We start from the raw sequence: 23,500 nt of genomic DNA on the forward strand, positions 1-23,500 counted from the left end.
CACCCGTCAGGGCGGAGACCCGCTCTTGCGGGGCTCCGGTCGGCTCTTGCCGACTAGAGCCCGGCCCCGCCCACCGGGCGGGGATGGCCCTCACCCATCTTCCCCTTATGCCGAGATGCAGCCACGATGTCCGGCATACGAGGGGCAACCGGGATCATCGTCATGTCGACATTCGACAAAGGCCTGTTGAGCGCGACGATCGATGCAAATGGCATCGCATGGGTCACCTACGCTGGCCCGCCGTTCACCCTCTGGCAGTTGCTTGAAAGCAATGCAGTCGGCGCCGTTACCCGTCGATCGTCAGCCGACTCCAGCGACGTGCTCGAACCGATCTTCCGGGCCGGGCCGTGCTGCTGGATTCTCTGCCTCCAGTATTGCGGCGACGGCCTACCGCCTCCCTTTCCCCTCGCCACGCTGGCTCAGGTCGCTTACTGGCATCAACGCGTTGTCTGAGCGCTACCCTGCGATTTCAACCGACTGGAACGTGGTCACCGAAGGTGTCGTTTAGGATCACGCGGCAACTGGGCGCGAGGGCGCGATCTCGTTTGCCTCGCACCTGGGTTTAGGTCAGCATCGACCCATGATCGTCATCCTGCTGCTCGTCATCATCGCCATTCTGTTGTTCGGTGCGGCAGCGGTCCGCAGCGCGATCGGCATCATGGTATCTGGCATCGTCGCGCTCGTGTTCCTGCTCTACCTGCTGGGTACTGGCTGGCATGGCGTCGCGACGATCGGTTTGGTACTGCTCGGCGTTGGAGCCGCCTTTGTGGGATCGGTGGTGCTGAAGGCGCGCGCTGATGAACGTGCCACTGAGACGCGGACGCAACAAATCTTGGCGATGTCGGACGAGGACCGAGCGCTAAGGATTGCCGCCATCGCCGAGAAGCAAAAGGCTGATGCATGGCAACGGCGTTACGAAGCGGGGCGAAAGGCCGGTCCGCACAAGCGCAAATAGGTTCGCCGCTCAAGGAAATTGCACGTGACTGGCGAACCCGAGATCAATGAAACGGCATCGCGCGGCTATGAGCCACCAGCTCGAGTGCGCGACTATTTCGCGGAGATGTACGTCGCCGGCGTCCTCGCCGACGCAGGGTGGGATATCTATTTCCCTCGCCGCGATAACGGCTTCGACATGATCGTCAGTCGCCCGGCCACGAACACGACGATCGTCCGGCCGGTGCAGGTCAAGGGCAAGTACGCGAGCGACGAGAAGACCGACAAGAGCGCCTATGGCTATGTGGGCCGGCTGACCGCCTTCCACGATGACATGATCCTCGCCATGCCGTTCTTCACGTCACAAGACGCCCATGCGCCAGCTCTGATCGCATGGCTCCCGCGCGCGGCGCTTCGGCCTCATAGCAGGGGGTGGCGCTGTCAGCCCGCTCGGTTCGTGAACTCGGCGCCCGAGCCGCGGCCTGGTTACGCGCAGTATTTCGGCGAGCCCGGGTTGATGGTGTTCGCCGCTGAGGTTGGCGTGTCGATCATCTGATCGATGCCGATGGAGTGAGCGCTCGGCTATTGGCGCGGCGCTGGGCGGCGCAAGTGCCGAAAGGCCTCTACCTCCGGGAACATCAGCCGGGGCAGGTCGAGCAGCCAGCCCGACGCCGTCCAGCAACCGATGCAGGCGACGACCCAAACGGCGATGTACGATCGCCCGTCGACGTAGGGCAGGGCGGCATAGGCATTGAAGAGCCAGATGAACAGGGCGGCGAACAGGAAGACCCGCTTCCAAGTATAGCGATCGGTGATGCGCCGCATGCTCCGCTCCACGTCCTCAAGAGACTGCGGTCGGGTGTCGCGTTCGATTGGCTGCACGGCGCTGTCCTCCATGGTCGTCAACGTAGCCACGTAGCCGACGGCAAGAAAGCCGGAGCGAGCAATCTACCCTCGTGCGCCACCACCCATGGTGATCGCGCGCCATCGACCTCTTCCAGCCTTCGGGCCGGACTGGTAATCATCAAGTCAGCGATGGGAGTCTGTTGGATGAACAAGGCACTTCGGGGGATCGCAGCCTTTATGCTTGCAGGCATAACTTCGCTGCCGCTATTCCTCCTGGCAAATCATTATGCAGGCGGCTTGATATCGTTCTTCCTTTTTATGTTCGTGCTCGTCCCGAAAAGCATAATGATCGCGCGGCACGTAACAGGGTATGATATTTTGGCCGAGGCCGGTTTCCCGCCCTCTTGAACGCGTATTTAACAGGCTGTGGTGACGCCAAACGCTGACGCACCATCGTCTATCGAGGCATGGCCCAATGTTATCAATTCGCTCGTTCTCAATCGGCGCTGCTTGTGCGATAAGTATGCGGTTACCGCACGTCTGCGGTACGCTGCTTAATAGGAGCAGGCGAGTGAAGTTACGTCTGACGGTTTCTTTCTGCATCCTTGCGGCGTTGGTCGCGGTGGATGTCATTTTCGCGCTCTGGGCCGTTGATCTCGCGCGCGCCACCTTTGCCGGCCGCCTTGAGCCACTGGCTGTTGCCCTCGGTGCCTTTCTCGCTTTGGGCATGGGCGGCGCGGTGGTGACCGCAGGGCAGGCATTGCTTGGCCGCTGGGTGAACGAGGCCGCATCACGCAGAGGCGATGCTGTCTGACTAGCTGCGATCGCGCCACGGCGTGATAGGTTAGTCGGTATCAGGCCTGAAAGCGGATAGAATGTCGTCGAGCTGCTGCTGCGACAAAGTGATCGTCGGTTGTGTAGGCGTCGCCGTCGCCAGCGGTTGTCGGAAATCGAGCAGCGGTCGAAATTCGGCGGGCCAGGTGTCGCGCAGCTGCGCCTCGATCGCGGGCAGTGCCTCGTCGGGGGTAATGCTCCGGCCGGACCGGGCAAGCTGGCCGTTCGTCATGCCGATGGTCCCGCAGCGACAATCCATACCGAACGGCGGTTGCCACCGCGTCCAGAACGGATGCTCGCGGGGGAGCAGCACGTTGGCCAGCGGAAGATGCGAGGAATCTGTGCGGGCGTCGCCTACGATCGTCCCGTACTTGAAGGGGAGGGCGGTCGCCTTGCCGTCCTGCGCGTGCCGGTGGGCAGCGCGAGCAAGCTTCAGCGTGACGCCGAAAAAGCGCTCGGCGAGGTCGCGCTCCGTTCGAGGGTCGAGCCCGGTGTTACTCCTCGCGACCAGGTTGAGGAAGTTTGCCTCGGCGCCTCCGCGCAGGAGTGACGTGACCATCCCGTCATGAAGCTCACCGGCGAGCGCCTCGGCATAGGGCACTTCCCAGTCGGTCATTGCCGCGATCTGCGGGGTCCATGCTGCGATCAGGAGATCGCCGCGATCCGAAACCCAGTCGACGATGTCGTCTGCTGCGATAATCATGTCTTGGTCTATCCGCACGGCCGGCGGGTGACACGCTGCTATTTCGGTGTCGCTCGCGGGAGCGGTCCGCAGGCAAAAAAAGGGGCCGGCGCTTGCCGACCCCTTTGGTTTCAGGGAGGGCTATGCCAGCCCTTGAGGAAGACGCAGCATGGATACGGTAGTGAGGCCGTCGACGACCTGGCTCCTGTTCGCCGACGCATGGCGCGCGCGCGATCAGCGCATCGACGACATCGCCCATCCGTCCGCCGAGCGTGATGCCACCGCCTTGTTGCGCCAATATGTTGCGGCTGCGGGGTTGCTCGGGGGTGCAGTCGCCGTAGCGATCGTGGGCATCGCAATCAGTCCGCCATCCGCTGTTGCTGCGATCGGTGGCATCATCGTCGCGCTGGCTTTTGGCTATGCCTTGGTGCTGACGGAGCTCACGGCCGTACCGGAGACGCTTCGGGCTATCCCGACGTTGCCGTCTCGCCGATTGAGGCGATTGCGCCTCGCGACCGCTGCGATCGGGACCGTGGAGACAATCCTGCCGCTGATCCTGGCAGTCGCGATCGTGGTAGTCCACTGGTGAGGCGATCGAGCGGCGTCAGCTCGTTCGGCCCGACATATCGACCCAATTGTCTATGTCGTGACCCGAAGCATCGCGGATCTCGTACATGTCCGCGCGGGTGAGGCGGCCATCGGACCAAGCGGCGCGATACGCCGCCTGACCCTGCGGGCCGGTCTTGGATAGCACGGTCGCGGCGCGCTCTTCTTTGGGGCCGACGGGGATGAAATAAACCGCGACCAGTCCGGTAAGGGCCGCAGACGTGAGAGCGATGGCTGCCAGCCGGACAGTGCGCGCATGAGGCTGCTGCATCCGTTCAGACCCTCCGCAGAATGCCGAGGCGCCTACGAATTAACGCGGTGCCGATGATGTAGGGCGGGCCAGCGAGCAAGCCCGCTACTGCCCAGACCCAGAGGTCGACGTCGGCGTAAACGAGCGCGCCGACGATCCCAGCCCAATAAGCTGCCTCGAGGAGGTGCATGAAGGCGTTGAGGTAATCGCGTCCCGTCGTCTTCGGAACGACGAAGCTGTTGCGGCGCGGCGTGGCCATATCCGGCACTCCCGTTGATAATTGCGTGAACATACGGGAAGCCGGGGCAAAGCCAAGTCAGGTTTGGTCCGATCAGACCGCGGCTTTCAGCGGCTCAGGTTTCTTCCCGTCGGGTAGTTTCTCGCGAAGGTGGTTCCGTACTAGCGCCGCGGAGAACGGCTTCCCGATGAACGTCGCCTTCTCCGGCAGGTCGCCATCGTTCGGTTTGACGCGACCGCTGGCGATGACAATCTCGATCCACGGCCACCGCGCCGCGACATGGTGAGCGAGGGCAAAGCCGTCCGTCTCTCCTGGCATCTCGACGTCAGAGAAGAGGAGCGTGATACCTTCGGCGTGCTCGGGGAGCATAGCTTTCGCAGCATCGCCATGATCGGCCGAATGACAGCGAAACCCAACATCCTCGAGGATGCCGCACGCGTCCATAAGGATGATAGGGTCATCATCGACGACAAGCGCGAAAGGGATCGTTGAGGGTTCCATTCCCCTCAAACCCTTGATTTGGAGCAAAGTCTCCTAACACGCGTCGATTTTCCAACGACTGTCACGCGGTCGAGCGCCGGACAGTCGGGGGGAGGGGAGGTACATCCTCACGACGTTATGCCGACGTTCCCGCGATAGTACCTTTCGGACAGACGACGCTCGCGCACCGCCAGCACGACGAAGGTGATCGCATAGGCCAGTCCCGCAGCAAGCAGGACCAGAAGCGGCACACCAAATGCTGCCAAAGCGATGATAACGGTAGGTCCGATCATGCTGAGGAGCGTGAAGCTCTGCGAGGAGCCGGGTGCGCGAAGTCCGTCCCTGTTGGTGCGCCAGTCTGCTCCGCGGCCTGCTCGCATCGCAGCGCGCATGTTCCACAAGCCGGCTCCCATCGCGATGGCGATCCCCAGAATAAGCAAAACGTGCATTCCGAACCTCCAACGTGTGAGATGTGTGTGACCTTCATAGGGCTGCGCGGTCAAGCGCGGCGACCTGGTGCCACCACTGATGATGTTCCCGGCAAGATTCATCCTGTGGGATCTACGTGGTATGAAGAAAAAGACTTGCGCACCCTGTTCACGTTATGTTCAATACGCGCCACAGGAGGACGACCATGAAGTTGAAGGACGCGATGCGCGGCTATGATTACGATCTGCCGCTTCTGGATGCGCTAAACGATCCGCAGCTGTCGGTCGATCGCCGGGTGCTGGCCGGAGCGACCATCGGCGTCGGCCTGGACATCGCCTATTTCGCAATCCGTGAGCTGGAGGAAGCGTTCGCGGCCTTGGCGCACGACCATAGCAACGGCGTCGAGGAGGGTGTCGGCTTCGAGGAGGTCGCCGAGATCCTGAAGGCGCAGAGCCCGTTCCAGATGCGTCTATGGCACCTGCTGGACGTGACGCCCCTGCAGCTGGCGCTCGAGGACCTCGCGTGGCTCAAGAGCCTCGCGTATCGCCGCGGCCGTATGGCGGCGGTCGTCCGCGACGAGAACCTGCCGATCACCTACATGACCGATGAGGCGCTCTGCGAAGGCGTCACCGCATCGCAGCTGATGGCGCGAACGCAGGCGAGCAGCTGATCTGTCTTCAGGCGACCAGTACCTGCATGGTCTCGGGCGCCTGGGGCCTCTGCCGCGATACGCGGAAGGGTTGAGTAGCGTTGCCGGTGCGAACGACGAATTGATCGACGCCGGTCGCTTCGCGCAGTTGGATTGCGACGGCATAGGCGTTCTCGAAGGACGCCAGTGAGCGGCAGGTAGAAGCTGTGTTGAGCATGGCGCGGTACTCGTCTGGCACGTCCTGTCACGGCACGCGCCGCAGCGCGTCCGTTCATGGATTGTTGAACATGTTGGGTATATCAAAGGGAGCGGACCGGATTCGACGCACTCGCGTTTAATCGGTCTATCCGCCGTTTCGACGGAGGATCCTTTGATGATGGGGTCGGGGCCGCTGCTATCGGTTTCGGCCCCATTTTCGTATCCGCCGCTTGTGAGAGGCGCCGTAGGCGTCCAATTTAGCGGGGCATCATCATCCCGCTGGCGAGGCCAACCACGTAGCCGTCAGCCTCGGCCTTTCGCTTGACCATCTCTTCGCACGTCAGCGGTTCCGAAGGCGGAGCCATGCTTGCTGCTCCGATCATGCCGCAGAAGCCGAGCCCTGCAACCACGGCGGTTACCTTCAAAGTCACCGCACCACCCTGGTAGAGAATGGTTATGGAGGCGGTGACCAGGACCGAGATTACGAACACCAAACCAGTATGATCCATGGTTTCAACTCCTACAGAGTTACGATATGGAAGCATCGGCGAACGGCATCGCAGGCGCGCGCCAATCGCACCGCGTCACACCAAAAGGACGCAGCTTTACAGCGCCGTTAAACGCTCCGTTTTACATAACCATTATTATCGCTCTGAAAGAAAGCGCGCTGCCGATACAGGCGTGCAGGCGTCTAACAGGCGCTAACAGCAGCCTGATTACTGGCGCGTCCGGTCGCGATTAAGCCATCTGTCGAAAGGACCGAACAGCTTCGGGAGTTTGTAGGTGACAAGACCGATCATAAAGAAAAGGCCGCTGCCGAGAAAGTTCTGAGGTAGCCGGTCAGGGGACAGTCCTTCCCACATCAGGCCGGTATAAACGCAGGCGAGCCCGATCAGGTAGACGACAGCGGCGAAGCCCGAAGCTGCTACCATACCGTAACCGACGCTTGCGACGGCCTGGTCGTCAATCTGCCCTGTAGCCCGCTTCATCATCGCGAGGAGCAGGACGAACATCATCACCACCATCGGTGTCCCGGCGACGATCTGAAGCCATTCGATGGCAACCATCTCTCCGAAGGGCCCGGATCCAAGCATGGCAATTCTCCCTCAATCTGTCCTTACGTCTTTCACCCTCCCCTCTCAATCGCGCGTCGCTCCCGTTCGTGGCGCAGGCGGTCAACCGTCGCGACGTCTGCGTGAGATTGGATCAGCCGATCGAGTGCGTCGTCAGGAAGGTATCGCGGATCGAGTTTCGGTCCCTTGGCCTTGGGCGCATCGCGCCCGATGGCGATCAGATGACGGCGGTTGCGCACCTCGACCAGTAGCGCTCCGCGTTCCGCTCGGTTGAAGGCGCGATCGAGACCGTAAAGCCACCCCGCCGAGGCCTCGACCAGCATCGCCTCGCAGCGCTGAAGATCGTCATCGTGACGGCATTCACGGATTCGGTCGACCGTCAGGGCGCGTGCCGTCTCGCGGGTTCGGCGATAATGATCGCTGTTTGGGCCTTCGAGCGCGAAAAGCCGGTGCATATGGCGGACCCACGCTCCCATGCTCTCCCATGCAAACGGCTTCGGCGCGCTACGCGGTTCTGCACGATAGGTTTTCATCGGGGCGAGGGACCGCGGCGGCTTTTTGTCGCCGTAGAAGAGGTCGGGCTCCCGCCAGCTCATCGGACCGGCTCCAGGTCCCGCAGCTCTGCCATCTCGATCTTGGCCGTGCGCTCGGCTCCGACGGGATTGAAGAAGACATAGCAATGGTCCGCGAATGGGGCTCCGCATAGGCGCCACACCACGCCTGCCCGACCGAGAAAGCGTTGGATTCCGAATGCCGGATCAACGGATCCCGGTGCGTCGACCAGTCGGACGCGCTGGCGCACTGCGAGCCAGTTTCCGGCCTTGCGGACGATCGCGGCGCGTTCGTCCGGCGACAGGATAGACGGCCGATCTGATCGTGGCGGACCGAACGTCGCAAACGGGTCGCCTTTGATCCGCTCCAGCTTCTGCTCGATCGCTTCGACAGGCGGCCGATCCCAATCCGGCGCGGCCCGGTTGCGACGGAAGTGTGTCGTCGCTTTGGATCCGAAGAGATCCTGCTGATACCCAACAACACGCCGCTGGCGTTGCTCTTCGGCATAGGTGGCTCGCCATACGTCGTCGTCCGTTTGCGGCCTCGGGGCTTCATCGGCACGACGAACGAGCGCCATCAACTCGGCGAACTCCTCCGGGGAGGTCGTGGCTATGCGCGGATCGTACCTCATCGCAGGACCCTCGACAGGTGTCCTGCGTACACTGAGACCACCTTCCAATAGGCAGCCATGGGGGCCTTGTGACGCCGCCAGCATTCCTCGGCTCGCGTCTGCGCGTCGTGTCGCAGCTCGAGGAGGACGAGCCGTAGCTCAGCTCGGGTCGCCGGCGTCATCGCCTGCAGCCGGGCAATGCTCGGCAGCGCGAGGACCGGGTTGCGCACATGGGCTTGGCTGGACCGCGGCCGCGAGAGGTTGGACCGATCGACCATCATGCCTCTCCCCATTCAAGGCCACGGCCTTCGGTGATCGCCTGTATGGGGCTGTGGTCGACTGCGAGCGCCATGCGCAGCGGCGAAACCCAGATCGCCTTGTGCGAGAGCGTGAAGGTTTCGCCGAGCCGGGCGAGTAGCAGCGCTTCACCTATTTCCTCGGCCATGCCCTGCGCCGCAGCCGATGGGACCGCATTGCCGATCCATTCCCGCTTCTTGGCGTCCGATGTTCCCTCGAGCTCGAACGGTTGGGGCATCGACCAGGCATCGCGTTCGCCGTCGAAGCGGAAGACCTCCTCGGGGTCGAATAGCGACTGAAGAGCGGCCAGCTCCAAGGTCGTAAACGGTCGGTGCCATGTCCCATCGGAGGCGATGATCCGGGCAACCACCCGATCGTTCGGTGCCGGCAAGGTGGCCAGCGGCTCGGCCTCGGGGATGCGGGGATCCGCAACCGACCACTTGCCGCGGTCGTATTTCGCGTAACCGGGGACAGCGACGCTCGTGTCTTCCCAGCGGACCACGCCATAGTGCGCCTGGCTGTTGTAGCTGTGCTGATCTCGGGCACCGGAGCTGAGGCCGACCGGGCGAGGATCTGCGACCGACAGCGCACCGCCAGCGGGATGGATGGCCCCGGTGACGACCTTGGCGGTATCACCAAAATCGGTAACCGCGAGGATGTTGCGATGCGTGCCCGACGCATATCCCGGCCTCGGGTCGGCGACAGAAAGCGCACCAGACCCTACGCGATCCGAGCCGGTGATCGTCGGGGCTGCTTGGTCGGCCGCAACCACCTTCATCTTGTTGTGGTGAGCGCCGCTGCCGTGCGTCGGCCGCGGGTCGGCGACGGGCTCGCCAGCTTCGGAGCCGCCAAGTGGCACGATCCGAAACACGTTGCCTAAGCGCGGGGCGGCGGTTCGAGGGTCGGAGACGGCATAGGGGCCGGTTCCGACCGATACGTCGGCCTTGATGCACGGTGCTGGCTCTGACCACGGCCGCACGCCGAGCTGGACGCTCTTGGGATGGCCATTCACCCGCGGATCAGCGACGGCATGGGCACCGCCACTCGGCTTGGGGCTTCCGCTGATCGTCGCCGCGCTCTGCTCCCAGTCACGCACGCCGAGGACGTGACGATGCGTGCTCTCGCCGTAGTCGGGGCGAGGATCCGCAACGCTGTAAGCCCCGTTCGTCGGACCGGTGCGACCTGCGACGGTCCCGGTGTGGCCGTCCCAGTCGCGGACGCCGAGGACATCGGCGTTCCAGTCGGCAGGAACGCGGACGTCGGCAACCGAGAAGCGGCCTTGGGCCGGCGAGCGGGCCGAGGTGAGCGTCGGCGCGGGGTCAGACCAGTCGAGGACGCCAAGCGCGTTCTCTCGCAACGCCTGCTCGGGTACGATGGCGAAATCTCGGAGGTGCCCGTCCACGACGGCGAGATCGTTCAGCGCGCGCCAGTCCCGGCCCGCCGGCACGAAGGCAAGGCGCACCCACGTCTTCCACTGGAGCGCGGGCACGCGGTGCATGACGCCTGCGACCGGGTCGCCGGGCAGCGGCAGCTTGCCGATCACCTCGCCGACACCGCGCAGCCGCTTCTTGGCGGGCTGATAGATGAAATTCGGCACCTTGGACGGATGCCGAAAGAGGCGGAGGAACCGCTTGCGGCTCTGTGCGAGCCCGCCGATCGTGCCGCAGTCGTGGATACTGTCCTCGACGTCGCTCACCACATACCCGTAGGCGCGGTACAGAGCGTCGATCTTCGCAAGGAAGCGCGCGCCACGCGACGAGGCGATCCGCGGCACGTTCTCGAAGGCAACGATAGCGACCGGATCGTCACGATAGGCCTCAAGGCTGAGCATCATGCCGCGCGTCGTGAGGTCGTTGAGCGCCTGGTACTTGGCGGTCTCGGCCGCCCGCGCCGACAGCAACCCGGAGAAGCCTTTGCAGGGATAGCTTGCGAACAGAATGTCGAGGCGGCCGAACACGCTACGCACGTCGCGCGGCGTCGCTTCGCGCCACCCTGGAGGTGGCGCCTCACCGTGGAAGGCCCGGTATTGTGCCTCGCTGAAGAGGTCCATGACCGTGCCCTTCACGCCGGTCAGGCGCTCGAAATTACGGATGGCGCCTTCATCGACATCGATGCCGCCCGCGCACTCGAACCGGCCTCGGAGTGGTCCCACGCGGGGATTGGCGGCGTTCATGCCGGCAGCGCCGGCGCCAAGGCCGCACGCCATGTGGCCGTGGCGGATCACCACCTCGGCCGTCGCGTGCCTGAATGCGTTCATTGTGAGGCTCCCGGATCTACATGACCCAACAGCCCCTCTCCCCCTTCCCTCCCTGACGCCGCGGGCGACACGCCTTCATCGGCTACAGCATCAATCGGACCGCATCGGTGCTGCGCGAGGCACCGTCATACCCTCGCTGCCATGCGTGGCGCAGCTTCGTGCCGCGTCGATAGGCCGAATTGGCGTTGCCCATCACGAAGCTGCGCCAACCCGCCTTCTCGGCCTCCCATTCGGCGTTGCCCGGCGCCGGGCCGAGAAGCTGTACGAGGTCGAAGCGCCGATCGCGTGGACGGCATTGACGGACATGGTTCTGCTGAGACTTAATGCCCGACACTGCGGTCTCCTATCGTGAAGGGGTGAAGGATGAACGAGATGGCCGCAGCTCCCGCGCTCGCCGTGCAAACCCCGCGATCCGCCTCAAGGCCGTCCCTATGGGTCGTTGCGGCACTGCTGATTGCGCATCAGGCGGCCCTCACCATCATCCACTATCTCGTCGGCCCTGCGCTTGGTTTAGATCCGGCCTCGGCCTCGCTCACCGCCGCGTCGATCGCCCTTGGTGCCGTTGCGATACTCAGCCTGGTGGCGATGGATATCCGCAAGGTCGGCCGCTCTCGCGCTGTTTTGATGGTCAAACCGGATTGGGATCGTTCGACCCTTGTGACCATGCTGGGCGGCCTTGCGGTTGCGCAAATGCCGCTCGGCATATTGGCTTTGCAGGGTGCCACCGTCTGGCAGTCGGGTGCGTCGAGCAATCTCGAGGTCGGCCGCGCACTGGTGGCATCAATGGCCGGGCCATCCGGCATCGCGCTGCTTGTTGCGACGGTGCTGGTCGCGCCGATGGTCGAGGAGGTGCTTTACCGCGGATATCTGCTCGGCACACTCGTTGATCGTGGCTGGCGCGTGGTGGCAGTCATCGCCTCGGCCCTGTTGTTCGTCACCTTGCATTTCGAGCCAGCAAATCTCGTGGCATCGCTATGCCTCGGGCTGGGGACCGGCCTATGCGCCGTCCAATCGCGCTCCATCGTTCCTGGCTTGATCGTCCACATCGCGAGCAACGCATTCGGCATGTGGTATGCGACCCTTGCCTCCTGAGACGGTCAATGCCTGCCTCGGTCGGTCCACCGGGTTCGCCTCAGAGGTCGCCGCGCAACATCATCATGAGGACCCGGCGCGTCTTGGTTGGATCGGCGGGGTCTTCTGATCCGTACTCTCGGGCGAGATCGTAATAGTCGATCGAGAAATAAACGGTCTGCCCGCGAAACTCGAACTCGCCGCGATTTCGCTCCCGATCGCGCGGATCGAAGGCGCAGCGCCGAAGTGCATCGACGATCCCAATCTGAACCGCGAGTGCGCTCGTCCCGTCCTCGGTGAACGTGGCGAGGCAGGCGCTGGTCATCATCACCTTAGCCGTGCGATCAAGGCCTTGCCGGCACCGATCGTTGAGGCGGCCGATAGTATCGATATTGCTGTCGGTCGTATCGACCATCTGAGGTCTCCGAATAGGCGCGCGCAGCGCGCAGTCCCGGCGTTGGGTTCGTGATCCAGATTCACCAGTCGAAGACTGGGAGACCGTCGGCTTCAGGCTCGTCGCGATCGAGCATAATCCAGAAGGCGGATTTCGCGCGCGCGAGGGCCATGCAGGCTGCGAGGTCGACCGGGAGCGTCTCGTCGACGTCCTCCGGCACGTAGATGAACCATCCGTATTCGCCCTTCTCCCAGGCTGGGCCGGGATAGGTCGGCAGGAAGGTGTTGCAGGTTTCCTGCGTGATGTGAGCGGTCGACAGAACGAGCATCGGCTCGATCGTCGGATCTATCGGCCGCGCATCCTGATTGTCGTTCATGGTGTCCTCCGTGAGGGGTCAGGCCGCGAGCGGCGTTGGTCGGGCGAACAGCCCTGCGTTGAAGCGCTCGAGCCAGCTCTGCATGGTTGGGCGTTCGCCAACGGGCACGAGCGCGGCGACGTCCTGAAAACGGATCAGGTCGAGCGGCGCGTCGCGCCAAATGCGGTCGATTTCCCGGCTTGGGAGAAGCCCTTCCGCTCGAATGAAGTCGGTCATCCGGCCTGGGCGCGCTTTGGTCGAGCGGCGCCATAGCCCCTCCACGGTGTGGAGCCTCGGCGCCGCTCTAGCTTCGACCAAGACGATCAGCCGAAGGCACCAGCGAGGAAGGTCGCGGATCTCCTCAGCCTTGTTCGCGATGCAAATCCAACAGGCCGATTTCGGGGGTACTGGAAGACCTTCGGCGATGATCCGCCTGACGCAGGCATCGCGGTCCCAGCCCCATTCCCGCAGCGGCGACTGACAGTCATAGAGCGGATCCTCGATCGACAGCGCGTGGTTTGCGCGAAGTGTGTCGCGGGGGCCTGCGTCATAGCCGATGAGGCGCGTAACGCGCTGGCCGCGGTTCCAGGCGTCGATCGCCGGTTGCCAGTTGGCGAGAAAGGCATCCTGCGGCGCCTTCTTGTATTTGAGGCTGCAGCTCGATCCGCCCAGGCTCTTGCTCGGCAGGGTGGCGTTCGTGAGGCACATCTCCAGCAGGCCGTAATAGGGCGGCCAGTGTTTGAACCGTTTAGGGGTGTACGAGACCAGTTCGTGCCTGATGCCATGCCCGTCCATCCAAGGACGGATGACGTCGAGATAGGCGTATGTCGCCGGCTTCTCGACGCCGGTATCGGCGCTCAGAACGAGGTCCGGTGCCCGGCCTCGCGCCACGAGCTCAACCAGCAGGGCGGTGCTGTCGACCCCGATGCCGTAGGCCAAGACGACGGGTGGCGGGGGCATGTCCATGTCACCCGACCTCCGGTTGGCGCTCGGCGATCGTGACTGACACGCCCGCCGAGGTCATGGTGACCGTCACCGAGCGATCCGCTGGCACATCGACCGGATAGTCGCGAAACAGGCCGCGGATGTGTGCCTCGAGCGCAGCATCCGTTCCCTCGAGCAAAGCCAGAACCCGGTCGCTGGCGTCGCGCCGGAACCGTTCCTCCTGGGTTTCATAACTGTCGGCGCAGCTGTCGGAGCTCGGTTCGAAGGCAGCGCGCTGGAGGAGCGAGATAACGTCCCGGGCCAGCAGCTCCGCACCGCGTCGGACGAAGATCACGACGTCGTCGACTTCGGTCGAAAGATCGAAATCCGGACCAAAGGCGACGTCGGCGTCGCAGGCGACCGTCGTGACCGCGTCGCCGTGGGCGACGGTCACTTCGAGCGTCAGCTGCTCGACATAGCCGTTGTCGACGTCCGAAGGTGCCCCCTCCTCGTCGCGGATGTGGAAGGTGCGGCCCTCCTGCTCGATGGTGAAGCCGAGCGTCTGAACGCGCGCGAGCCCGTCATACCAGCGATAGCCGGCGAAGGCGGGCTCCCCGAACACGAGCGGACCAGCGAATGGCTTATGATGCTGAATAGCCAGCTCGGCAGGCTGCGCCACGATGGCGGCCACGTCCGGCATGATTATCATCGTGCCGTCGTTGAAGCTGCTGCCGGACATATAGCTTTCGCCCGCCGCGGCATGCGGAGCGCACCAACCATGGAGACGACATTCGGCCTCGGGCAGCGCGACGCCGAGCCGTCGGGCTTCCAGCCAGTCCTTATGCGACAGCCGATGCGATCCCTCCAACGCGATAGCGCCGAAGATCGCCTTGCTCGCGGCCTCGCGCAGCGCCGTAAGCGCGTCGTTCTGAACGACTTCCTTGCGAGCCGGGAGCACCAGCTGGAGCGCCGGGCAGTCGACGATATCGACCAGCACCGTCCATTCCTCGCCGCGGCCGACCTGCTGCACGACCGGCATCGGGCACGGGATCGTCAGGCCATGGAAATTGAGACGAGCCGCGCCTCCCCGGCGGTGATGCTCCTTCACCACGCCGATGCGGCACCCGTTCCAGCGCTCCTCATAGATCGCCTCGTCCAGCCACGGCGTCTGCTCGACGCTTTCGCCGTCGAAGGTCACGGGCAGAGGATAGTGACGCGCAACATGGCTCAGCGCCGGCAGGACCTCGTCCTCCCAAGCGGAGTCCATGCGGATGCTGATCGAGGTGCCTCGCCCGATCGGATCCGGCGAGATCGCGATCGGCCGGCTGCTTTCCCACGCTGATGCCGGGATGTGGGCGCACCAGCCTTGGTGGGCGGCCTGGGACCACGAACGGATGATGACGTCCCTACCGGCAAGACTGAAGACGCCCATGCCGGCGGGATCCTCGCGGCGAGCGATCGTGTCTCTCCACCCGGAGCGGCCCAGCGTGACGATACTGGCCGGGTCGGCAATGCCGTGACCGTCGTCGACGATGTGCAGGAGACGGTCGCCGGCGCGGCCGATCGTGGACACGGCGACCGTGCTCGCGCCGGCTCGGCGCGCGTTCTGCAGCAGCTCATGCAGGATGTCGCTGACCGAGCCGTTGAACAGCCGGGTGACCTTGTTGATGGTCTCGGGCGCGACACTGGTGGAGATCGTGGCGGGAAGCATGGCGGATCCTTCGGAGCCGTGCGAGGGCAATTCCCCGCATCCGCCATCACCCTCCCTCTCCCCTTTTTCGCCCCTGCGGCGCCGGGATGCGCCGCCGAGGCGGACCGCTCACGGCCGCTGGGTCGCCGCGCGCAGCTTGTCTCGCGCGCCTGCCAGCTGCCGGATGCTCTCTTCGAGGAATAGACCCTCGGATGACGCCTCGGCGGTGGTCGCGGCGCGTTGTCTCAGTACCTCGAGGCGACGCTCGATCGCATCGGCCGTCACGGTGACCTCCTGCTCGGAGAAGGCAATCTCACGGGGCGGTGGAACAGGACGGATCGGCGCGGCGGTCACCGCCAAAGGCCGAGCTTCCTTTGCCTCGCTGGAGGCGAACACGCTCCAGAGGTGTGCCTCGGCGTCGAACAGCGTGTCGAAAGCGTGGCTCGTGTTGCTCACGTTCACGACCCACTGCCGCAGATCCCGCTCCATGAACCCCGGCTCGTAAATCCGCCCCGGCGTGTCGCCATCGTCATCATACGCCAGGTCCATGCCCGCGGCACGAAGGCCGTCAACTGCGCGCCCCGTCAGGCGCCAAGCGTCGAAGCGTGCGCCCTCCTCGGACGCAGTGAGGTAGCAGCGGGTGGCGATGTCCCACGCAGCATGCACCCGCTCGAGGTCGTCCTCGAAGCGCTCCCGCTCGCCACCCGGGAGCAGAGCATTACCGCGTTCCGCCTCCCATGCCTCAAGCATGAGGATGTTGGTGTCCATGAAATCGTGCGACGCGCAGACATTGTCCGGCGTGGTCCGATTCCGGAGCCTCGTCTCCTGCCACTCCTCTGCGGTCATCTCATAGGCGACCCGCTTGGAGAGGCTGCAGGCAAGCGCCTCGATCGACGCGTGTGTCAGCACAGCGTCGTAGTCGTCGCCCGCGTAGATCACGGTCAGCTCGCCGACTGCGTCGCGCCGGCTGAAGGTGAACCTCGAACTTTCGGGAACGTCACGCTTCGCTGGATCCGCGTAGTCGATCCATATCTGAGCAGCCTCGCCCATCGGGCCGACGCATGGGCCGAAACTCGGCGCTGCCTCATGCCGCCAGCTCATCTCCGACCACGTCGCCGGGATCGGCATCATGGTTGCGAGCGGGTAGTCAGGGAAGAGCCACGGCCATTTCGCGTCGACGGCGCTGGTCGTGTAGCCGTGACTTATCGAGACCATGCTGCTGTCGGTGGCCATACCCCGATATTCGGCGATGCGCTCGGCGTCGCCATCGGCGCCTGCGATCAGCTCGCGCAGCACGTAGGGCCAAATGCCGATACCCACGGACACGTTGAGGAAGCCGTTCCATGTCGTATCGTCGGTATAGCCAGGGAAGGTCGGGCCTTCGCCGAACGACCATAGGACGGGACGCATCAGATGGTGCGAAGGGGGATGCTGGGGGTCGGACAAGGGAGTTGCTCCTGACCGGCTGATTCCGGTGCGCGCTTCCCCGCCCCCTCCCCTCCATGGCCTTGGGCTGCCTGGACGCTCTGGCTATCCGGCGTCGCGCCCCGACAGCGCCATCAGCGGCGTTGCTGCACCGAAGCGCCGGAGCGTTGCCGCCATCTCAGAGCGCAGCTTAGCCTTGCTCGAGACGACGACGTCATGGGGCAGCTGGACCCCGTCCGCGCCGGCATAGCCGGTCGCAGGCCGATCATCGCCGACATAGACCCGGATCAGATGCCCTCGGCCGGGTGCCGCGCCGATATGCCGAGCGGTGAACTCGCCGAGCTTGCCCGTCAGGCCATGGATCAGCTTGCCCCAGCGGATGTGCCCTGCGGCCATGTTCTCGTCCGAGCCGTAACCGCGATCCAGCCACGCCCGTAGGTGAGCGCGCTGCTGCAGCTTGGTGTTTCGTGTCCGCTCCATGGTTCGGCAGAGCGGCAGGGCTCCGGCAACAGCGTCGAGGAGGTGCAGGTCTTCCCCCTGCAAAGCGACCAGGACGTCTTCTATATTCCGGCCCATAATCGCCGCTCGGAGCTGGGCGGCCGCATCAGCGTGGCTGACCTGCCGTCGACCGTGTCGCATTGCCTGAGGCAGGAAGCGCTCGATCGTGGCAAAGCCGTCGTTGCTAAGGACGATGATCGCCATCTCGTCTGCGCCCTGTCGCTCACGGATGATCCGCAGGAAGTCCCATTTGGCGCGCTCGGGCGCCTCGAGAGACACGTCCTCGTCGCTCAGAATGATGAGGCGGCGCGACCAACGGGCGGGCCGGGCTTCGTCGCCTGGTTTCGGCCAGCTGCTCGGTATCGGGCGTGCGGTAGCGACCGGCAACGCTGGAGGCGGCATGTTGCTTTGACGCAGCTGCGCGAGGTTGGTCCGGCGCGCTGCGTCGAACAGGTCGGTCCGATCGCCACCACCATCGGTGAAGCCCTGATCGTAGGCCGCGCGGCGGACCTGCAGGGGCACCTCGCTCGGGATGCCGTCGGGATAGCTGTGCGGCCATCCGACATGGGCCGCATACCAACCGTCAGCGTAGCGGTTGGCGACGTCCCAGTCGTAGCCATGATCGTCGCGACCGCGCAGAATGGCGAGATCGCGATCGTTCACCTTGCCCTCGCGCGCCTGGTTCTCGAGGAAGGCGAAGTTTCTCGCCTGGCGCTCGGCCTCGGCTTGCACGCGCATCGCCTCGAAGATGGGTCTGGTGGCGATCACGCGTGCACGGCTGCGGGCCTGACGGTCGGCAAGGGGTGCATCGTGCGGAAGATCCGGAAAGTCCCGCCACGATGCAGCGAGCGCCTCGGCCTGCTCCGGCGTTCGACCGCGCGCCAACCATGTGCGCGGATCTGCTGAATTGAAATCGTCGACGATCATGACACCCTCCGTGTCGTGGCGCCCGCAGGCGCGACGGATTGGCTCAAGCTGCCGCCCAACGGGCTCGGGCGAGCGCAGCTTCCTCCGGGAAGGCCGACGCGAGATTTGTGTGGAGCACCTCGAAATCCGGGATCGGGAATGTCCCGTCAGGATCTGGGCGTGTCGTCTGCAAGGCGCCGATCAGCAGCTCGGTAACGTCGAGCTGGTGGATCGTGGCAACGCTGCCCTTATAGCTGATGGGCGGCGAAAATCCGGCCTCCAGCCAGCTGCCAAGGCCGTTCTCGACCAGGTCGACATAGGCCCCTACCTGTTCGTCGTCCTCATCGTCGATGCGGAGGGAGAGCGTGCGATAGGTCCCGAAATCGTGGCGGTTTGCGAGAGGCTTCAGGCGGCAACCCGCGGGAGGCTCCCCGAACCGCGCGATGATCGCCAGTTTATAGGCGAAGACCTCGTGGGCGTTGACGGTATCGAAGTCCGGCGTCTGCCCAAGCTGGGCGCAATCCTCGTTGGCGGGCGCTCCGCCCAGGTCGATGATGTTGGACATGAGAGGTTCTCCGTTGATCCACCCGGATCAACAGCCCCCCCCCTCTTAACTTTGGCTTGGGTCAGCCCGTCCCGCTACAAAGGCGGCGATCCCCGCCATGCCGATCAGGAATGAGCTTCCTGACGCCAACCACCACGTCACCGGCCCTTGGTACGCGGCATACAGCGCGAGCGCCGCCACGTTCGTGCCGAGGAAGAATAGCAGGAGGTTCTTGATCGACTTTCCGGCTTGTGCGCTCAAGGGAAGTATAGCTGCGCCGGCAAGCAGGACAGGCAGGCAGCCCCAGATCATGGATTCTGCTGACGCGAACATAGGACTCAGTCTATCGTGCCTCGTCTGTCACCGCTAGAGCGGTCATCAGCGGTCGCGATGCTCGGAATAGGCTCGTTGCTGCCTCTTTCCCGCTGCCATCATCAGCGAAATGGCGATGATCTGCGCGGTCAGGGCCTTCAACAATCCGCCGTCATCAAGGATTATCGACATGACGGCGAAAGCCAGTGCGCCGAACGTAGGCGCGAGTACGTGGATCGCGCTGGTCGCCGGCAGCTCGTGACAGAACACGAAATACGTCATGGCGAAGGTCCATAGGAAACAGACTATCAATGTCATCCAGGCGACGTTGCCAAGGTACATAGGGGGCATAACTGCTCCTATCCGCTGGCGCACCGTGAGAAGCCCGCGCACCGGTCATGACAACCGATCGAGCTGTCGATCGATTGCCAGAACAGATGCTGACTTTCTAGCGATCGTCGCCGGGGTGTCGAGCCTCGATGAAGCGAGCCTGTACCTCAAGTCGCTCCCGGCCCAAGGCCTCGCAACCTTCGATCAGATGTTGAACGGAGTCACTGATCCGACCAAGCATGCTGGCGTAGTCCTCATCCAACGCATCGGCTTTCTCGGACGTTGGTGATACCGTCGAACGAGCCTCCCGGTGAGCGAGCCGGACGTCGGGAACGTGTTTCTCTTGGATGCGCTCGAACTCGATGCTGGCCTCGGGCAACACCATATTCTCGGGCATCGACCGGAACTGAGCGCTCAATGCGTTGAAGCGCGCTTCGGCTGCTCGCGCAGCCTCACTCATCGGCAACGTCGGGATACGCTTGGGCTTCTCACCCTCGGCGGTGGTTGAGCTCCTGAACTCGGCGCCGAAATTGCCTGTAATATAGGCCATTACGGCAACGGTGATCCCAACAAAGCACAAGGCGTCCCCAATAGGCCCCTGTATGGTGTCGACGATCCGGTAAAGCTGCTCGAACGGCAGCGACGAATTGCCCTCGGAAAGAGGTTCGCCATCGATCACGACACCGATCATCCACGACGCTGATCTAAGCACGATCACGAACACGAGGATGGTCAAGGCCATGCTTGGCCCGCTCGGTGCTGGTCTCGTGTTGTTGCTGTTCGGATCCATGACCAGATCCTCCTCAGAAACTGCCGTCACGACGGAATCGTCGCGCAGCGGCTTGGGCGGGGCCGTCGCTCTGACCGAGCGTCTTCATCCGGTCCGTTTCCAGCGTCGCGCCGAGATCGCTCGGCAGGTCGGCATAGTCAGCGGCTACCTTGAGGGCCGCAGCCGCGGTTGGGAGCTCGCCGTTGTCGGTGCCCAGCCATGCGACAATCTGGCTTTCGCCTTTGAGCGTCGGATGCGGCCGCGAGACCTGGACGAAGAACGTGCTCAGCGGACGATCCCATCCCACGGCCACCGTGGTGCCGGCGTGACCGGCGAAGGTATGACGGCTCATTGTCTAAGCTCCTTCTCTCAGGCGGCCAGCGTGTTCCACTCAGCGTGCCACGGGCGGGGATGCGGCGCAAAGCGAAGAGCGCCAGGCGTCGGGACTTGGCTGTCCACGCGATCGATCAGCCAGTCGATGTAGTGCAGGCCGATGGCAAGGTCCTCGTCCAGCAGCTCGTCGAGCATGGACGACTGGCGAACCTGTGCGTCAGTCATCATCGACCAGTCGAGGGCGTCGAGGAAGCGCTCTCGGCGCTCAATGAACCGAGCGATGTTTGCAACATCGGCTCGCGCGATGGCGAGGGCATCGTTGATCTGGATCATACGGAGCTCCTCAAGCGGCGATCAGGCTTGGTTCGGAGACGCTCGCCGGGGCGAGCCGAAGGCGCAGCTCGCGCGTCAGGCGCTCGGCAAATCGCGCGGGCCGCAGCAGATCGACCATGCTGGCATTCCGGTTGGTTTGATCCACACCGGGGGCGACGGCGCGATACGATACCTCGCGCCCCTCGAAGCGGCGCCCGACCCGCACCATGACGGCGACCTCGACCGCGGCGAGCAGGACATAACCGGATTCGGAAACCTCGCCTCGGGTCGAGGCGATGGTGTAACTCCCCTCAGCGAGCGCGAGCGCTGACGCGAGATCCTGCATCGCGGCCGTAGCGTCCTCGTGAAATCGTTCCTTGGCGGCCTGGTCGTATTCGACGCCGCGGATCGAAAGGGCCAGCAGCGCCGGGTAGCGCTTCAGCGACTGCAGTCGCTTGTCGCACGCATGACGGAGGACCGATCGCGGCGCGCGATTGGTCGACACGGTCGCCATGTGACGTGCGAGCAGCACCATCGCGGGATCCGTATTGGGGTCTACGCCCGCGTTGCGGCAATCATCCAGCGCCTTGGTCATCGCCTGGAGCGTTATCGCGATCGTGCTGAGCGCAGCGGGGTCCACCGCCTGTTGGTGGCGATAAGGCACATCGTAGAACATCGACGCCGTCTCCAATGAGTGTCGAGCGCGACATTTCACGCCCAAACGCTCACTCCCCCCTCTTCTCCCGCGCCTTCGGCTGCATCCGGGCCGTCAGCCCCTCAGGGCTGGGCGCATTGATAATCCTCGGAGAGTGCCCCGCTCGAAACCGCGAGCATGGGTTGGGCCACTGGAAAGATGTTGCCGCCTTTCGGAAACATCTTTCCAGCGCCAGCGAGCGCTATGCGATCACCTCGACACCGACGGACTTGAAGGTGCTCACCGTATCGCGAGCCTCGTAGCGGTTCGCGTCGACCAGCCCCTTCAGCTTCGGTCCGTCGTATTTGGCAAAGCCGAGATGATCGCATCCCGTGATGCGTTGCCCGACAACCCCGACCTTGCCGGTGGGGACCCAGTCGGCCCAGTCACCCCACGCGGCTTGAACACCGATCTCGCCGATTGCGGCCTCTAAAAGGGCAATCTTGCGGAGGACGTGACTGTCGCTCGGTTCGAGTACCTGCCCGGTGAAGCCGGTATAGTGCTTCGGCCGCCAGTGCCGTGCGGTTTGATGGGCGAGGTCGCGCTCGAGGTCGAACAACGGATCGCGCAACGCGGCGAACTCGGCCTCGAAGGCAAGGACTATCAGCGACCAGTCCACGTCCTCCTCATAGTAGATGCTGTCGAGGCGCAGCGCCTCGGGCATGGCCGCCTGGCGCTCGTCGGACAGAACGAAGCCGCCATGCGAGGCAGTGCTGACCGACCAGATGCCAGGCAGGCGCTGCTCGGCGGTCTGCGGGGCGTCCCATAGGGTATGAACAGGGGCCGGGGTCGAAGCAAAAGTGGGCATGATCGTCTCCTTGATCGATGCTCTCCCCCGCCCCCCTTCTCTCTATGCTCCGGTGGCTCCGCGCTCCTGACGCTTCATAGTCGTGAAGCCGCACCTGTGCACAGGTGCACTAACGCACATGTGTGGGCGCGCCTCTGCGCGCTTCGCAGGAGAGGCGCTCTCCGCGTCTCCATTTCGCTGGGTCGATGAAATACCCAGCATGTGCCCCGAGCCGCTGGCGCTCCGCCTTGTCATAGGCGGCGACATAGCGCTGGGCCCGCTCCGGGTCGCCTTTGAGATAACTTGTTACTGGCACCGCAAGCCCGGCTGCGATCATCGCTTCACCGAGGTCCCGTCCGGCGACTTCGATCGTGCCGATGGGGCGCCCGTAACTCTGTTTGCCCGTCAGCCGGATGGTCGAGGCGCCAGTCTTGAGGAGCTTCGAGGCATAGTCCTGCGCTGCCTTGCCGCAGGGCCAGCACCCCGACGTTGTCCTGCATAACTGACGCTTCTCGAAGGCGTCCGCGCCGAAGAGGCGGATGTCGATCGATACCGTGTCACCATCGATGGCGCGGCCGTCTGCCGAAAGGGTGGTGTTCTGGTCTGCGCGCGGCGCCGCGGCGCTGCAGGCTGTCGCGATCAGAGCAGCGGCGAGGATCAGGCGCATGCGCGCGCCGCGATGCTGTTGTCGCGCTCCGTCACTCGCCACGGCTGCAGTGGATCGTGACTGGCGACCACGATCACGTCGATGCCATGTTCCATCATTCGCCGCGCGACCCGGAGCGCGTTGCTCTGGCTGCATAGCGCGCGCCGCAGCGCGGAGAGAGCGGCTGTATCGTTCATAATAGGCTCCATCATGCCGTCATCGCAGGTGCCGGCGGTTTCGCGAAGATCGTGGCATGGACCTTTGTCTGGGGAACGACGATCCAGGGCAGATCACGGAAATTGCGGATGTGGTAGTGGCCGAAGCCATTTTCGCCGCGGAAGGTGATGCGGGCGCCACGCTTCACCACAACGAACTCGGCGCCGACGTGGTCGTCGCTGAAGGTCAGCGGTTGAGGCAGTCGAATCCGCATGCCGTCTTCAACGCGTCGTGCTCTTCTACGAAGGCGCGCCAGACAGCGCCTTCGCCAATTCAGCGCGTACTCGTTGTTCGTCGGGGGAAGCAGGCGCAGGATTTTTTCAGGGCAATCGTCCGAGTAGGGACCGGCATTCTCGCCCA

The 23,500-nt window shown here is 64.0% G+C and carries 38 protein-coding genes; 8 read left to right on the top strand and 30 right to left on the bottom strand.

Annotated elements, in window-relative coordinates:
• Positions 1-162: 162 nt before the first annotated feature.
• The 3 genes from ABC319_RS00490 to ABC319_RS00500 all read left to right on the top strand — a co-directional run bounded on the left by ABC319_RS00490 (position 163) and on the right by ABC319_RS00500 (position 1,489).
• Positions 163-453, top strand: coding sequence for a hypothetical protein (locus ABC319_RS00490; RefSeq protein WP_183937291.1), 291 nt, complete (start codon positions 163-165; stop codon positions 451-453).
• Between the two features lie 127 nt (positions 454-580).
• Positions 581-955, top strand: coding sequence for a hypothetical protein (locus tag ABC319_RS00495; protein WP_066667121.1), 375 nt, complete (start codon positions 581-583; stop codon positions 953-955).
• Between the two features lie 24 nt (positions 956-979).
• The gene (locus ABC319_RS00500; protein ID WP_156442234.1) at positions 980-1,489 is read left to right on the top strand and encodes a sigma-70 family RNA polymerase sigma factor family protein; all 510 of its coding nucleotides are present in this window, start codon (positions 980-982) and stop codon (positions 1,487-1,489) included.
• 26 nt (positions 1,490-1,515) lie between these two features.
• Here the strand turns inward: ABC319_RS00500 and ABC319_RS00505 are convergent, their stop codons facing one another.
• Entirely contained in the window at positions 1,516-1,758 is a 243-nt protein-coding gene (locus tag ABC319_RS00505; protein ID WP_156444659.1) for a hypothetical protein, read from the bottom strand.
• A 225-nt stretch (positions 1,759-1,983) separates the two neighbouring features.
• Here ABC319_RS00505 and ABC319_RS00510 point away from each other — a divergent pair, with 225 nt between their 5' ends.
• Positions 1,984-2,187 (top strand): hypothetical protein, encoded by a 204-nt coding sequence (locus ABC319_RS00510; protein ID WP_066667130.1) that lies wholly within the window; start codon positions 1,984-1,986, stop codon positions 2,185-2,187.
• 163 nt (positions 2,188-2,350) lie between these two features.
• Positions 2,351-2,593, top strand: coding sequence for a hypothetical protein (locus ABC319_RS00515; protein WP_156442232.1), 243 nt, complete (start codon positions 2,351-2,353; stop codon positions 2,591-2,593).
• Positions 2,594-2,623: 30 nt separating this feature from the next.
• Here the strand turns inward: ABC319_RS00515 and ABC319_RS00520 are convergent, their stop codons facing one another.
• Positions 2,624-3,334 carry a putative phage head morphogenesis protein gene (locus ABC319_RS00520; protein WP_413068381.1) on the bottom strand — a complete coding sequence of 237 codons (711 nt, stop codon included), beginning with the start codon at positions 3,332-3,334 and terminating at the stop codon, positions 2,624-2,626.
• A gap of 130 nt (positions 3,335-3,464) precedes the next feature.
• On the opposite strand from ABC319_RS00520, the gene ABC319_RS00525 reads away from it, so the two are divergent.
• Positions 3,465-3,884 carry a hypothetical protein gene (locus ABC319_RS00525; protein ID WP_066760092.1) on the top strand — a complete coding sequence of 140 codons (420 nt, stop codon included), beginning with the start codon at positions 3,465-3,467 and terminating at the stop codon, positions 3,882-3,884.
• Between the two features lie 15 nt (positions 3,885-3,899).
• On the opposite strand, the gene ABC319_RS00530 is transcribed toward ABC319_RS00525, so the two are convergent.
• The 4 genes from ABC319_RS00530 to ABC319_RS00545 all read right to left on the bottom strand — a co-directional run bounded on the left by ABC319_RS00530 (position 3,900) and on the right by ABC319_RS00545 (position 5,372).
• Positions 3,900-4,172, bottom strand: a complete 273-nt coding sequence (locus ABC319_RS00530) for a hypothetical protein (protein ID WP_183937289.1) — start codon at positions 4,170-4,172, stop codon at positions 3,900-3,902.
• Positions 4,173-4,176: 4 nt separating this feature from the next.
• Complete coding sequence (locus ABC319_RS00535) at positions 4,177-4,410, bottom strand: hypothetical protein (RefSeq protein WP_156442288.1); 234 nt, start codon at positions 4,408-4,410, stop codon at positions 4,177-4,179.
• Between the two features lie 72 nt (positions 4,411-4,482).
• Positions 4,483-4,890: a response regulator gene (locus ABC319_RS00540; protein WP_066773415.1), complete on the bottom strand. Its 408-nt coding sequence runs from the start codon at positions 4,888-4,890 to the stop codon at positions 4,483-4,485.
• Positions 4,891-4,997: 107 nt separating this feature from the next.
• Positions 4,998-5,372: a hypothetical protein gene (locus tag ABC319_RS00545; RefSeq protein ID WP_183937288.1), complete on the bottom strand. Its 375-nt coding sequence runs from the start codon at positions 5,370-5,372 to the stop codon at positions 4,998-5,000.
• Between the two features lie 131 nt (positions 5,373-5,503).
• Here ABC319_RS00545 and ABC319_RS00550 point away from each other — a divergent pair, with 131 nt between their 5' ends.
• Positions 5,504-5,968 (top strand): hypothetical protein, encoded by a 465-nt coding sequence (locus ABC319_RS00550; RefSeq protein WP_183937287.1) that lies wholly within the window; start codon positions 5,504-5,506, stop codon positions 5,966-5,968.
• Positions 5,969-5,975: 7 nt separating this feature from the next.
• On the opposite strand, the gene ABC319_RS00555 is transcribed toward ABC319_RS00550, so the two are convergent.
• The 7 genes from ABC319_RS00555 to ABC319_RS00585 all read right to left on the bottom strand — a co-directional run bounded on the left by ABC319_RS00555 (position 5,976) and on the right by ABC319_RS00585 (position 11,268).
• Positions 5,976-6,185, bottom strand: a complete 210-nt coding sequence (locus tag ABC319_RS00555) for a hypothetical protein (protein ID WP_336944772.1) — start codon at positions 6,183-6,185, stop codon at positions 5,976-5,978.
• Positions 6,186-6,402: 217 nt separating this feature from the next.
• The gene (locus tag ABC319_RS00560; protein ID WP_066773408.1) at positions 6,403-6,654 is read right to left on the bottom strand and encodes a hypothetical protein; all 252 of its coding nucleotides are present in this window, start codon (positions 6,652-6,654) and stop codon (positions 6,403-6,405) included.
• 207 nt (positions 6,655-6,861) lie between these two features.
• Positions 6,862-7,239: a hypothetical protein gene (locus ABC319_RS00565; RefSeq protein WP_066773405.1), complete on the bottom strand. Its 378-nt coding sequence runs from the start codon at positions 7,237-7,239 to the stop codon at positions 6,862-6,864.
• A 32-nt stretch (positions 7,240-7,271) separates the two neighbouring features.
• Entirely contained in the window at positions 7,272-7,814 is a 543-nt protein-coding gene (locus ABC319_RS00570) for a hypothetical protein (RefSeq protein ID WP_066773402.1), read from the bottom strand.
• The gene (locus ABC319_RS00575) at positions 7,811-8,401 is read right to left on the bottom strand and encodes a hypothetical protein (protein ID WP_066773399.1); all 591 of its coding nucleotides are present in this window, start codon (positions 8,399-8,401) and stop codon (positions 7,811-7,813) included. Before ABC319_RS00575 ends, ABC319_RS00570 begins: the two co-directional genes overlap by 4 nt.
• A gap of 256 nt (positions 8,402-8,657) precedes the next feature.
• A complete protein-coding gene (locus ABC319_RS00580; protein ID WP_066773395.1) occupies positions 8,658-10,934 on the bottom strand; it encodes a DNA cytosine methyltransferase in 2,277 nt (758 codons plus the stop codon).
• 82 nt (positions 10,935-11,016) lie between these two features.
• Positions 11,017-11,268: a hypothetical protein gene (locus tag ABC319_RS00585; RefSeq protein WP_221211855.1), complete on the bottom strand. Its 252-nt coding sequence runs from the start codon at positions 11,266-11,268 to the stop codon at positions 11,017-11,019.
• Between the two features lie 29 nt (positions 11,269-11,297).
• Here ABC319_RS00585 and ABC319_RS00590 point away from each other — a divergent pair, with 29 nt between their 5' ends.
• A complete protein-coding gene (locus tag ABC319_RS00590; protein WP_066773393.1) occupies positions 11,298-12,026 on the top strand; it encodes a CPBP family intramembrane glutamic endopeptidase in 729 nt (242 codons plus the stop codon).
• A gap of 40 nt (positions 12,027-12,066) precedes the next feature.
• Here the strand turns inward: ABC319_RS00590 and ABC319_RS00595 are convergent, their stop codons facing one another.
• The 17 genes from ABC319_RS00595 to ABC319_RS00675 all read right to left on the bottom strand — a co-directional run.
• Positions 12,067-12,420: a DUF3768 domain-containing protein gene (locus tag ABC319_RS00595; protein ID WP_066773391.1), complete on the bottom strand. Its 354-nt coding sequence runs from the start codon at positions 12,418-12,420 to the stop codon at positions 12,067-12,069.
• A 61-nt stretch (positions 12,421-12,481) separates the two neighbouring features.
• Positions 12,482-12,775 (bottom strand): DUF5983 family protein, encoded by a 294-nt coding sequence (locus tag ABC319_RS00600; protein ID WP_066773389.1) that lies wholly within the window; start codon positions 12,773-12,775, stop codon positions 12,482-12,484.
• A gap of 18 nt (positions 12,776-12,793) precedes the next feature.
• A complete protein-coding gene (locus tag ABC319_RS00605) occupies positions 12,794-13,720 on the bottom strand; it encodes a hypothetical protein (protein ID WP_066773387.1) in 927 nt (308 codons plus the stop codon).
• 1 nt (position 13,721) lies between these two features.
• Positions 13,722-15,389 carry an ATP-binding protein gene (locus tag ABC319_RS00610; protein ID WP_413068382.1) on the bottom strand — a complete coding sequence of 556 codons (1,668 nt, stop codon included), beginning with the start codon at positions 15,387-15,389 and terminating at the stop codon, positions 13,722-13,724.
• Between the two features lie 108 nt (positions 15,390-15,497).
• Positions 15,498-16,814, bottom strand: coding sequence for a hypothetical protein (locus ABC319_RS00615; protein WP_156442286.1), 1,317 nt, complete (start codon positions 16,812-16,814; stop codon positions 15,498-15,500).
• An 84-nt stretch (positions 16,815-16,898) separates the two neighbouring features.
• Positions 16,899-18,218, bottom strand: a complete 1,320-nt coding sequence (locus tag ABC319_RS00620; RefSeq protein WP_066773382.1) for a hypothetical protein — start codon at positions 18,216-18,218, stop codon at positions 16,899-16,901.
• A 43-nt stretch (positions 18,219-18,261) separates the two neighbouring features.
• Positions 18,262-18,762 (bottom strand): hypothetical protein, encoded by a 501-nt coding sequence (locus ABC319_RS00625; RefSeq protein WP_066773379.1) that lies wholly within the window; start codon positions 18,760-18,762, stop codon positions 18,262-18,264.
• Positions 18,763-18,807: 45 nt separating this feature from the next.
• Entirely contained in the window at positions 18,808-19,053 is a 246-nt protein-coding gene (locus tag ABC319_RS00630; protein ID WP_066773377.1) for a hypothetical protein, read from the bottom strand.
• A gap of 66 nt (positions 19,054-19,119) precedes the next feature.
• A complete protein-coding gene (locus ABC319_RS00635) occupies positions 19,120-19,335 on the bottom strand; it encodes a hypothetical protein (protein ID WP_156442284.1) in 216 nt (71 codons plus the stop codon).
• A 166-nt stretch (positions 19,336-19,501) separates the two neighbouring features.
• Positions 19,502-20,173, bottom strand: coding sequence for a hypothetical protein (locus tag ABC319_RS00640; protein ID WP_066773373.1), 672 nt, complete (start codon positions 20,171-20,173; stop codon positions 19,502-19,504).
• A 13-nt stretch (positions 20,174-20,186) separates the two neighbouring features.
• Positions 20,187-20,504, bottom strand: coding sequence for a hypothetical protein (locus ABC319_RS00645; protein ID WP_066773370.1), 318 nt, complete (start codon positions 20,502-20,504; stop codon positions 20,187-20,189).
• A gap of 17 nt (positions 20,505-20,521) precedes the next feature.
• Positions 20,522-20,818, bottom strand: coding sequence for a hypothetical protein (locus ABC319_RS00650; RefSeq protein ID WP_221211861.1), 297 nt, complete (start codon positions 20,816-20,818; stop codon positions 20,522-20,524).
• A 10-nt stretch (positions 20,819-20,828) separates the two neighbouring features.
• The gene (locus ABC319_RS00655; RefSeq protein ID WP_156442282.1) at positions 20,829-21,392 is read right to left on the bottom strand and encodes a hypothetical protein; all 564 of its coding nucleotides are present in this window, start codon (positions 21,390-21,392) and stop codon (positions 20,829-20,831) included.
• A gap of 301 nt (positions 21,393-21,693) precedes the next feature.
• On the bottom strand, positions 21,694-22,299 hold the full coding sequence (locus ABC319_RS00660) for a DUF7007 domain-containing protein (protein WP_066773363.1): 606 nt from the start codon (positions 22,297-22,299) through the stop codon (positions 21,694-21,696).
• Between the two features lie 109 nt (positions 22,300-22,408).
• Positions 22,409-22,945, bottom strand: a complete 537-nt coding sequence (locus ABC319_RS00665) for a thermonuclease family protein (RefSeq protein ID WP_066773360.1) — start codon at positions 22,943-22,945, stop codon at positions 22,409-22,411.
• Positions 22,936-23,121, bottom strand: coding sequence for a hypothetical protein (locus tag ABC319_RS00670; protein ID WP_231728699.1), 186 nt, complete (start codon positions 23,119-23,121; stop codon positions 22,936-22,938). Before ABC319_RS00670 ends, ABC319_RS00665 begins: the two co-directional genes overlap by 10 nt.
• 11 nt (positions 23,122-23,132) lie before the next feature.
• A partial coding sequence (locus ABC319_RS00675; RefSeq protein WP_413068383.1) for a DUF6927 domain-containing protein occupies positions 23,133-23,500 on the bottom strand: 368 nt, incomplete at its 5' end.

This window comes from Sphingomonas phoenicis (assembly GCF_047238005.1).
Taxonomy (GTDB): domain Bacteria; phylum Pseudomonadota; class Alphaproteobacteria; order Sphingomonadales; family Sphingomonadaceae; genus Sphingomonas.

Bases quoted from the DNA above. Each gene is read 5' to 3' on its own strand.
- ABC319_RS00490 (WP_183937291.1), top strand. From the start codon at position 163: ATGTCGACATTCGACAAAGGCCTGTTGAGCGCGACGATCGATGCAAAT.
- ABC319_RS00495 (WP_066667121.1), top strand. From the start codon at position 581: ATGATCGTCATCCTGCTGCTCGTCATCATCGCCATTCTGTTGTTCGGT.
- ABC319_RS00505 (WP_156444659.1), bottom strand. From the start codon at position 1,758: ATGCGGCGCATCACCGATCGCTATACTTGGAAGCGGGTCTTCCTGTTC.
- ABC319_RS00510 (WP_066667130.1), top strand. From the start codon at position 1,984: ATGAACAAGGCACTTCGGGGGATCGCAGCCTTTATGCTTGCAGGCATA.
- ABC319_RS00525 (WP_066760092.1), top strand. From the start codon at position 3,465: ATGGATACGGTAGTGAGGCCGTCGACGACCTGGCTCCTGTTCGCCGAC.
- ABC319_RS00530 (WP_183937289.1), bottom strand. From the start codon at position 4,172: ATGCAGCAGCCTCATGCGCGCACTGTCCGGCTGGCAGCCATCGCTCTC.
- ABC319_RS00535 (WP_156442288.1), bottom strand. From the start codon at position 4,410: ATGGCCACGCCGCGCCGCAACAGCTTCGTCGTTCCGAAGACGACGGGA.
- ABC319_RS00540 (WP_066773415.1), bottom strand. From the start codon at position 4,890: ATGGAACCCTCAACGATCCCTTTCGCGCTTGTCGTCGATGATGACCCT.
- ABC319_RS00550 (WP_183937287.1), top strand. From the start codon at position 5,504: ATGAAGTTGAAGGACGCGATGCGCGGCTATGATTACGATCTGCCGCTT.
- ABC319_RS00560 (WP_066773408.1), bottom strand. From the start codon at position 6,654: ATGGATCATACTGGTTTGGTGTTCGTAATCTCGGTCCTGGTCACCGCC.
- ABC319_RS00565 (WP_066773405.1), bottom strand. From the start codon at position 7,239: ATGCTTGGATCCGGGCCCTTCGGAGAGATGGTTGCCATCGAATGGCTT.
- ABC319_RS00570 (WP_066773402.1), bottom strand. From the start codon at position 7,814: ATGAGCTGGCGGGAGCCCGACCTCTTCTACGGCGACAAAAAGCCGCCG.
- ABC319_RS00575 (WP_066773399.1), bottom strand. From the start codon at position 8,401: ATGAGGTACGATCCGCGCATAGCCACGACCTCCCCGGAGGAGTTCGCC.
- ABC319_RS00580 (WP_066773395.1), bottom strand. From the start codon at position 10,934: ATGAACGCATTCAGGCACGCGACGGCCGAGGTGGTGATCCGCCACGGC.
- ABC319_RS00590 (WP_066773393.1), top strand. From the start codon at position 11,298: ATGAACGAGATGGCCGCAGCTCCCGCGCTCGCCGTGCAAACCCCGCGA.
- ABC319_RS00595 (WP_066773391.1), bottom strand. From the start codon at position 12,420: ATGGTCGATACGACCGACAGCAATATCGATACTATCGGCCGCCTCAAC.
- ABC319_RS00600 (WP_066773389.1), bottom strand. From the start codon at position 12,775: ATGAACGACAATCAGGATGCGCGGCCGATAGATCCGACGATCGAGCCG.
- ABC319_RS00605 (WP_066773387.1), bottom strand. From the start codon at position 13,720: ATGGACATGCCCCCGCCACCCGTCGTCTTGGCCTACGGCATCGGGGTC.
- ABC319_RS00610 (WP_413068382.1), bottom strand. From the start codon at position 15,389: ATGCTTCCCGCCACGATCTCCACCAGTGTCGCGCCCGAGACCATCAAC.
- ABC319_RS00620 (WP_066773382.1), bottom strand. From the start codon at position 18,218: ATGATCGTCGACGATTTCAATTCAGCAGATCCGCGCACATGGTTGGCG.
- ABC319_RS00625 (WP_066773379.1), bottom strand. From the start codon at position 18,762: ATGTCCAACATCATCGACCTGGGCGGAGCGCCCGCCAACGAGGATTGC.
- ABC319_RS00630 (WP_066773377.1), bottom strand. From the start codon at position 19,053: ATGATCTGGGGCTGCCTGCCTGTCCTGCTTGCCGGCGCAGCTATACTT.
- ABC319_RS00635 (WP_156442284.1), bottom strand. From the start codon at position 19,335: ATGACGTATTTCGTGTTCTGTCACGAGCTGCCGGCGACCAGCGCGATC.
- ABC319_RS00640 (WP_066773373.1), bottom strand. From the start codon at position 20,173: ATGGATCCGAACAGCAACAACACGAGACCAGCACCGAGCGGGCCAAGC.
- ABC319_RS00645 (WP_066773370.1), bottom strand. From the start codon at position 20,504: ATGAGCCGTCATACCTTCGCCGGTCACGCCGGCACCACGGTGGCCGTG.
- ABC319_RS00650 (WP_221211861.1), bottom strand. From the start codon at position 20,818: ATGATCCAGATCAACGATGCCCTCGCCATCGCGCGAGCCGATGTTGCA.
- ABC319_RS00655 (WP_156442282.1), bottom strand. From the start codon at position 21,392: ATGACCAAGGCGCTGGATGATTGCCGCAACGCGGGCGTAGACCCCAAT.
- ABC319_RS00660 (WP_066773363.1), bottom strand. From the start codon at position 22,299: ATGCCCACTTTTGCTTCGACCCCGGCCCCTGTTCATACCCTATGGGAC.
- ABC319_RS00665 (WP_066773360.1), bottom strand. From the start codon at position 22,945: ATGCGCCTGATCCTCGCCGCTGCTCTGATCGCGACAGCCTGCAGCGCC.
- ABC319_RS00670 (WP_231728699.1), bottom strand. From the start codon at position 23,121: ATGAACGATACAGCCGCTCTCTCCGCGCTGCGGCGCGCGCTATGCAGC.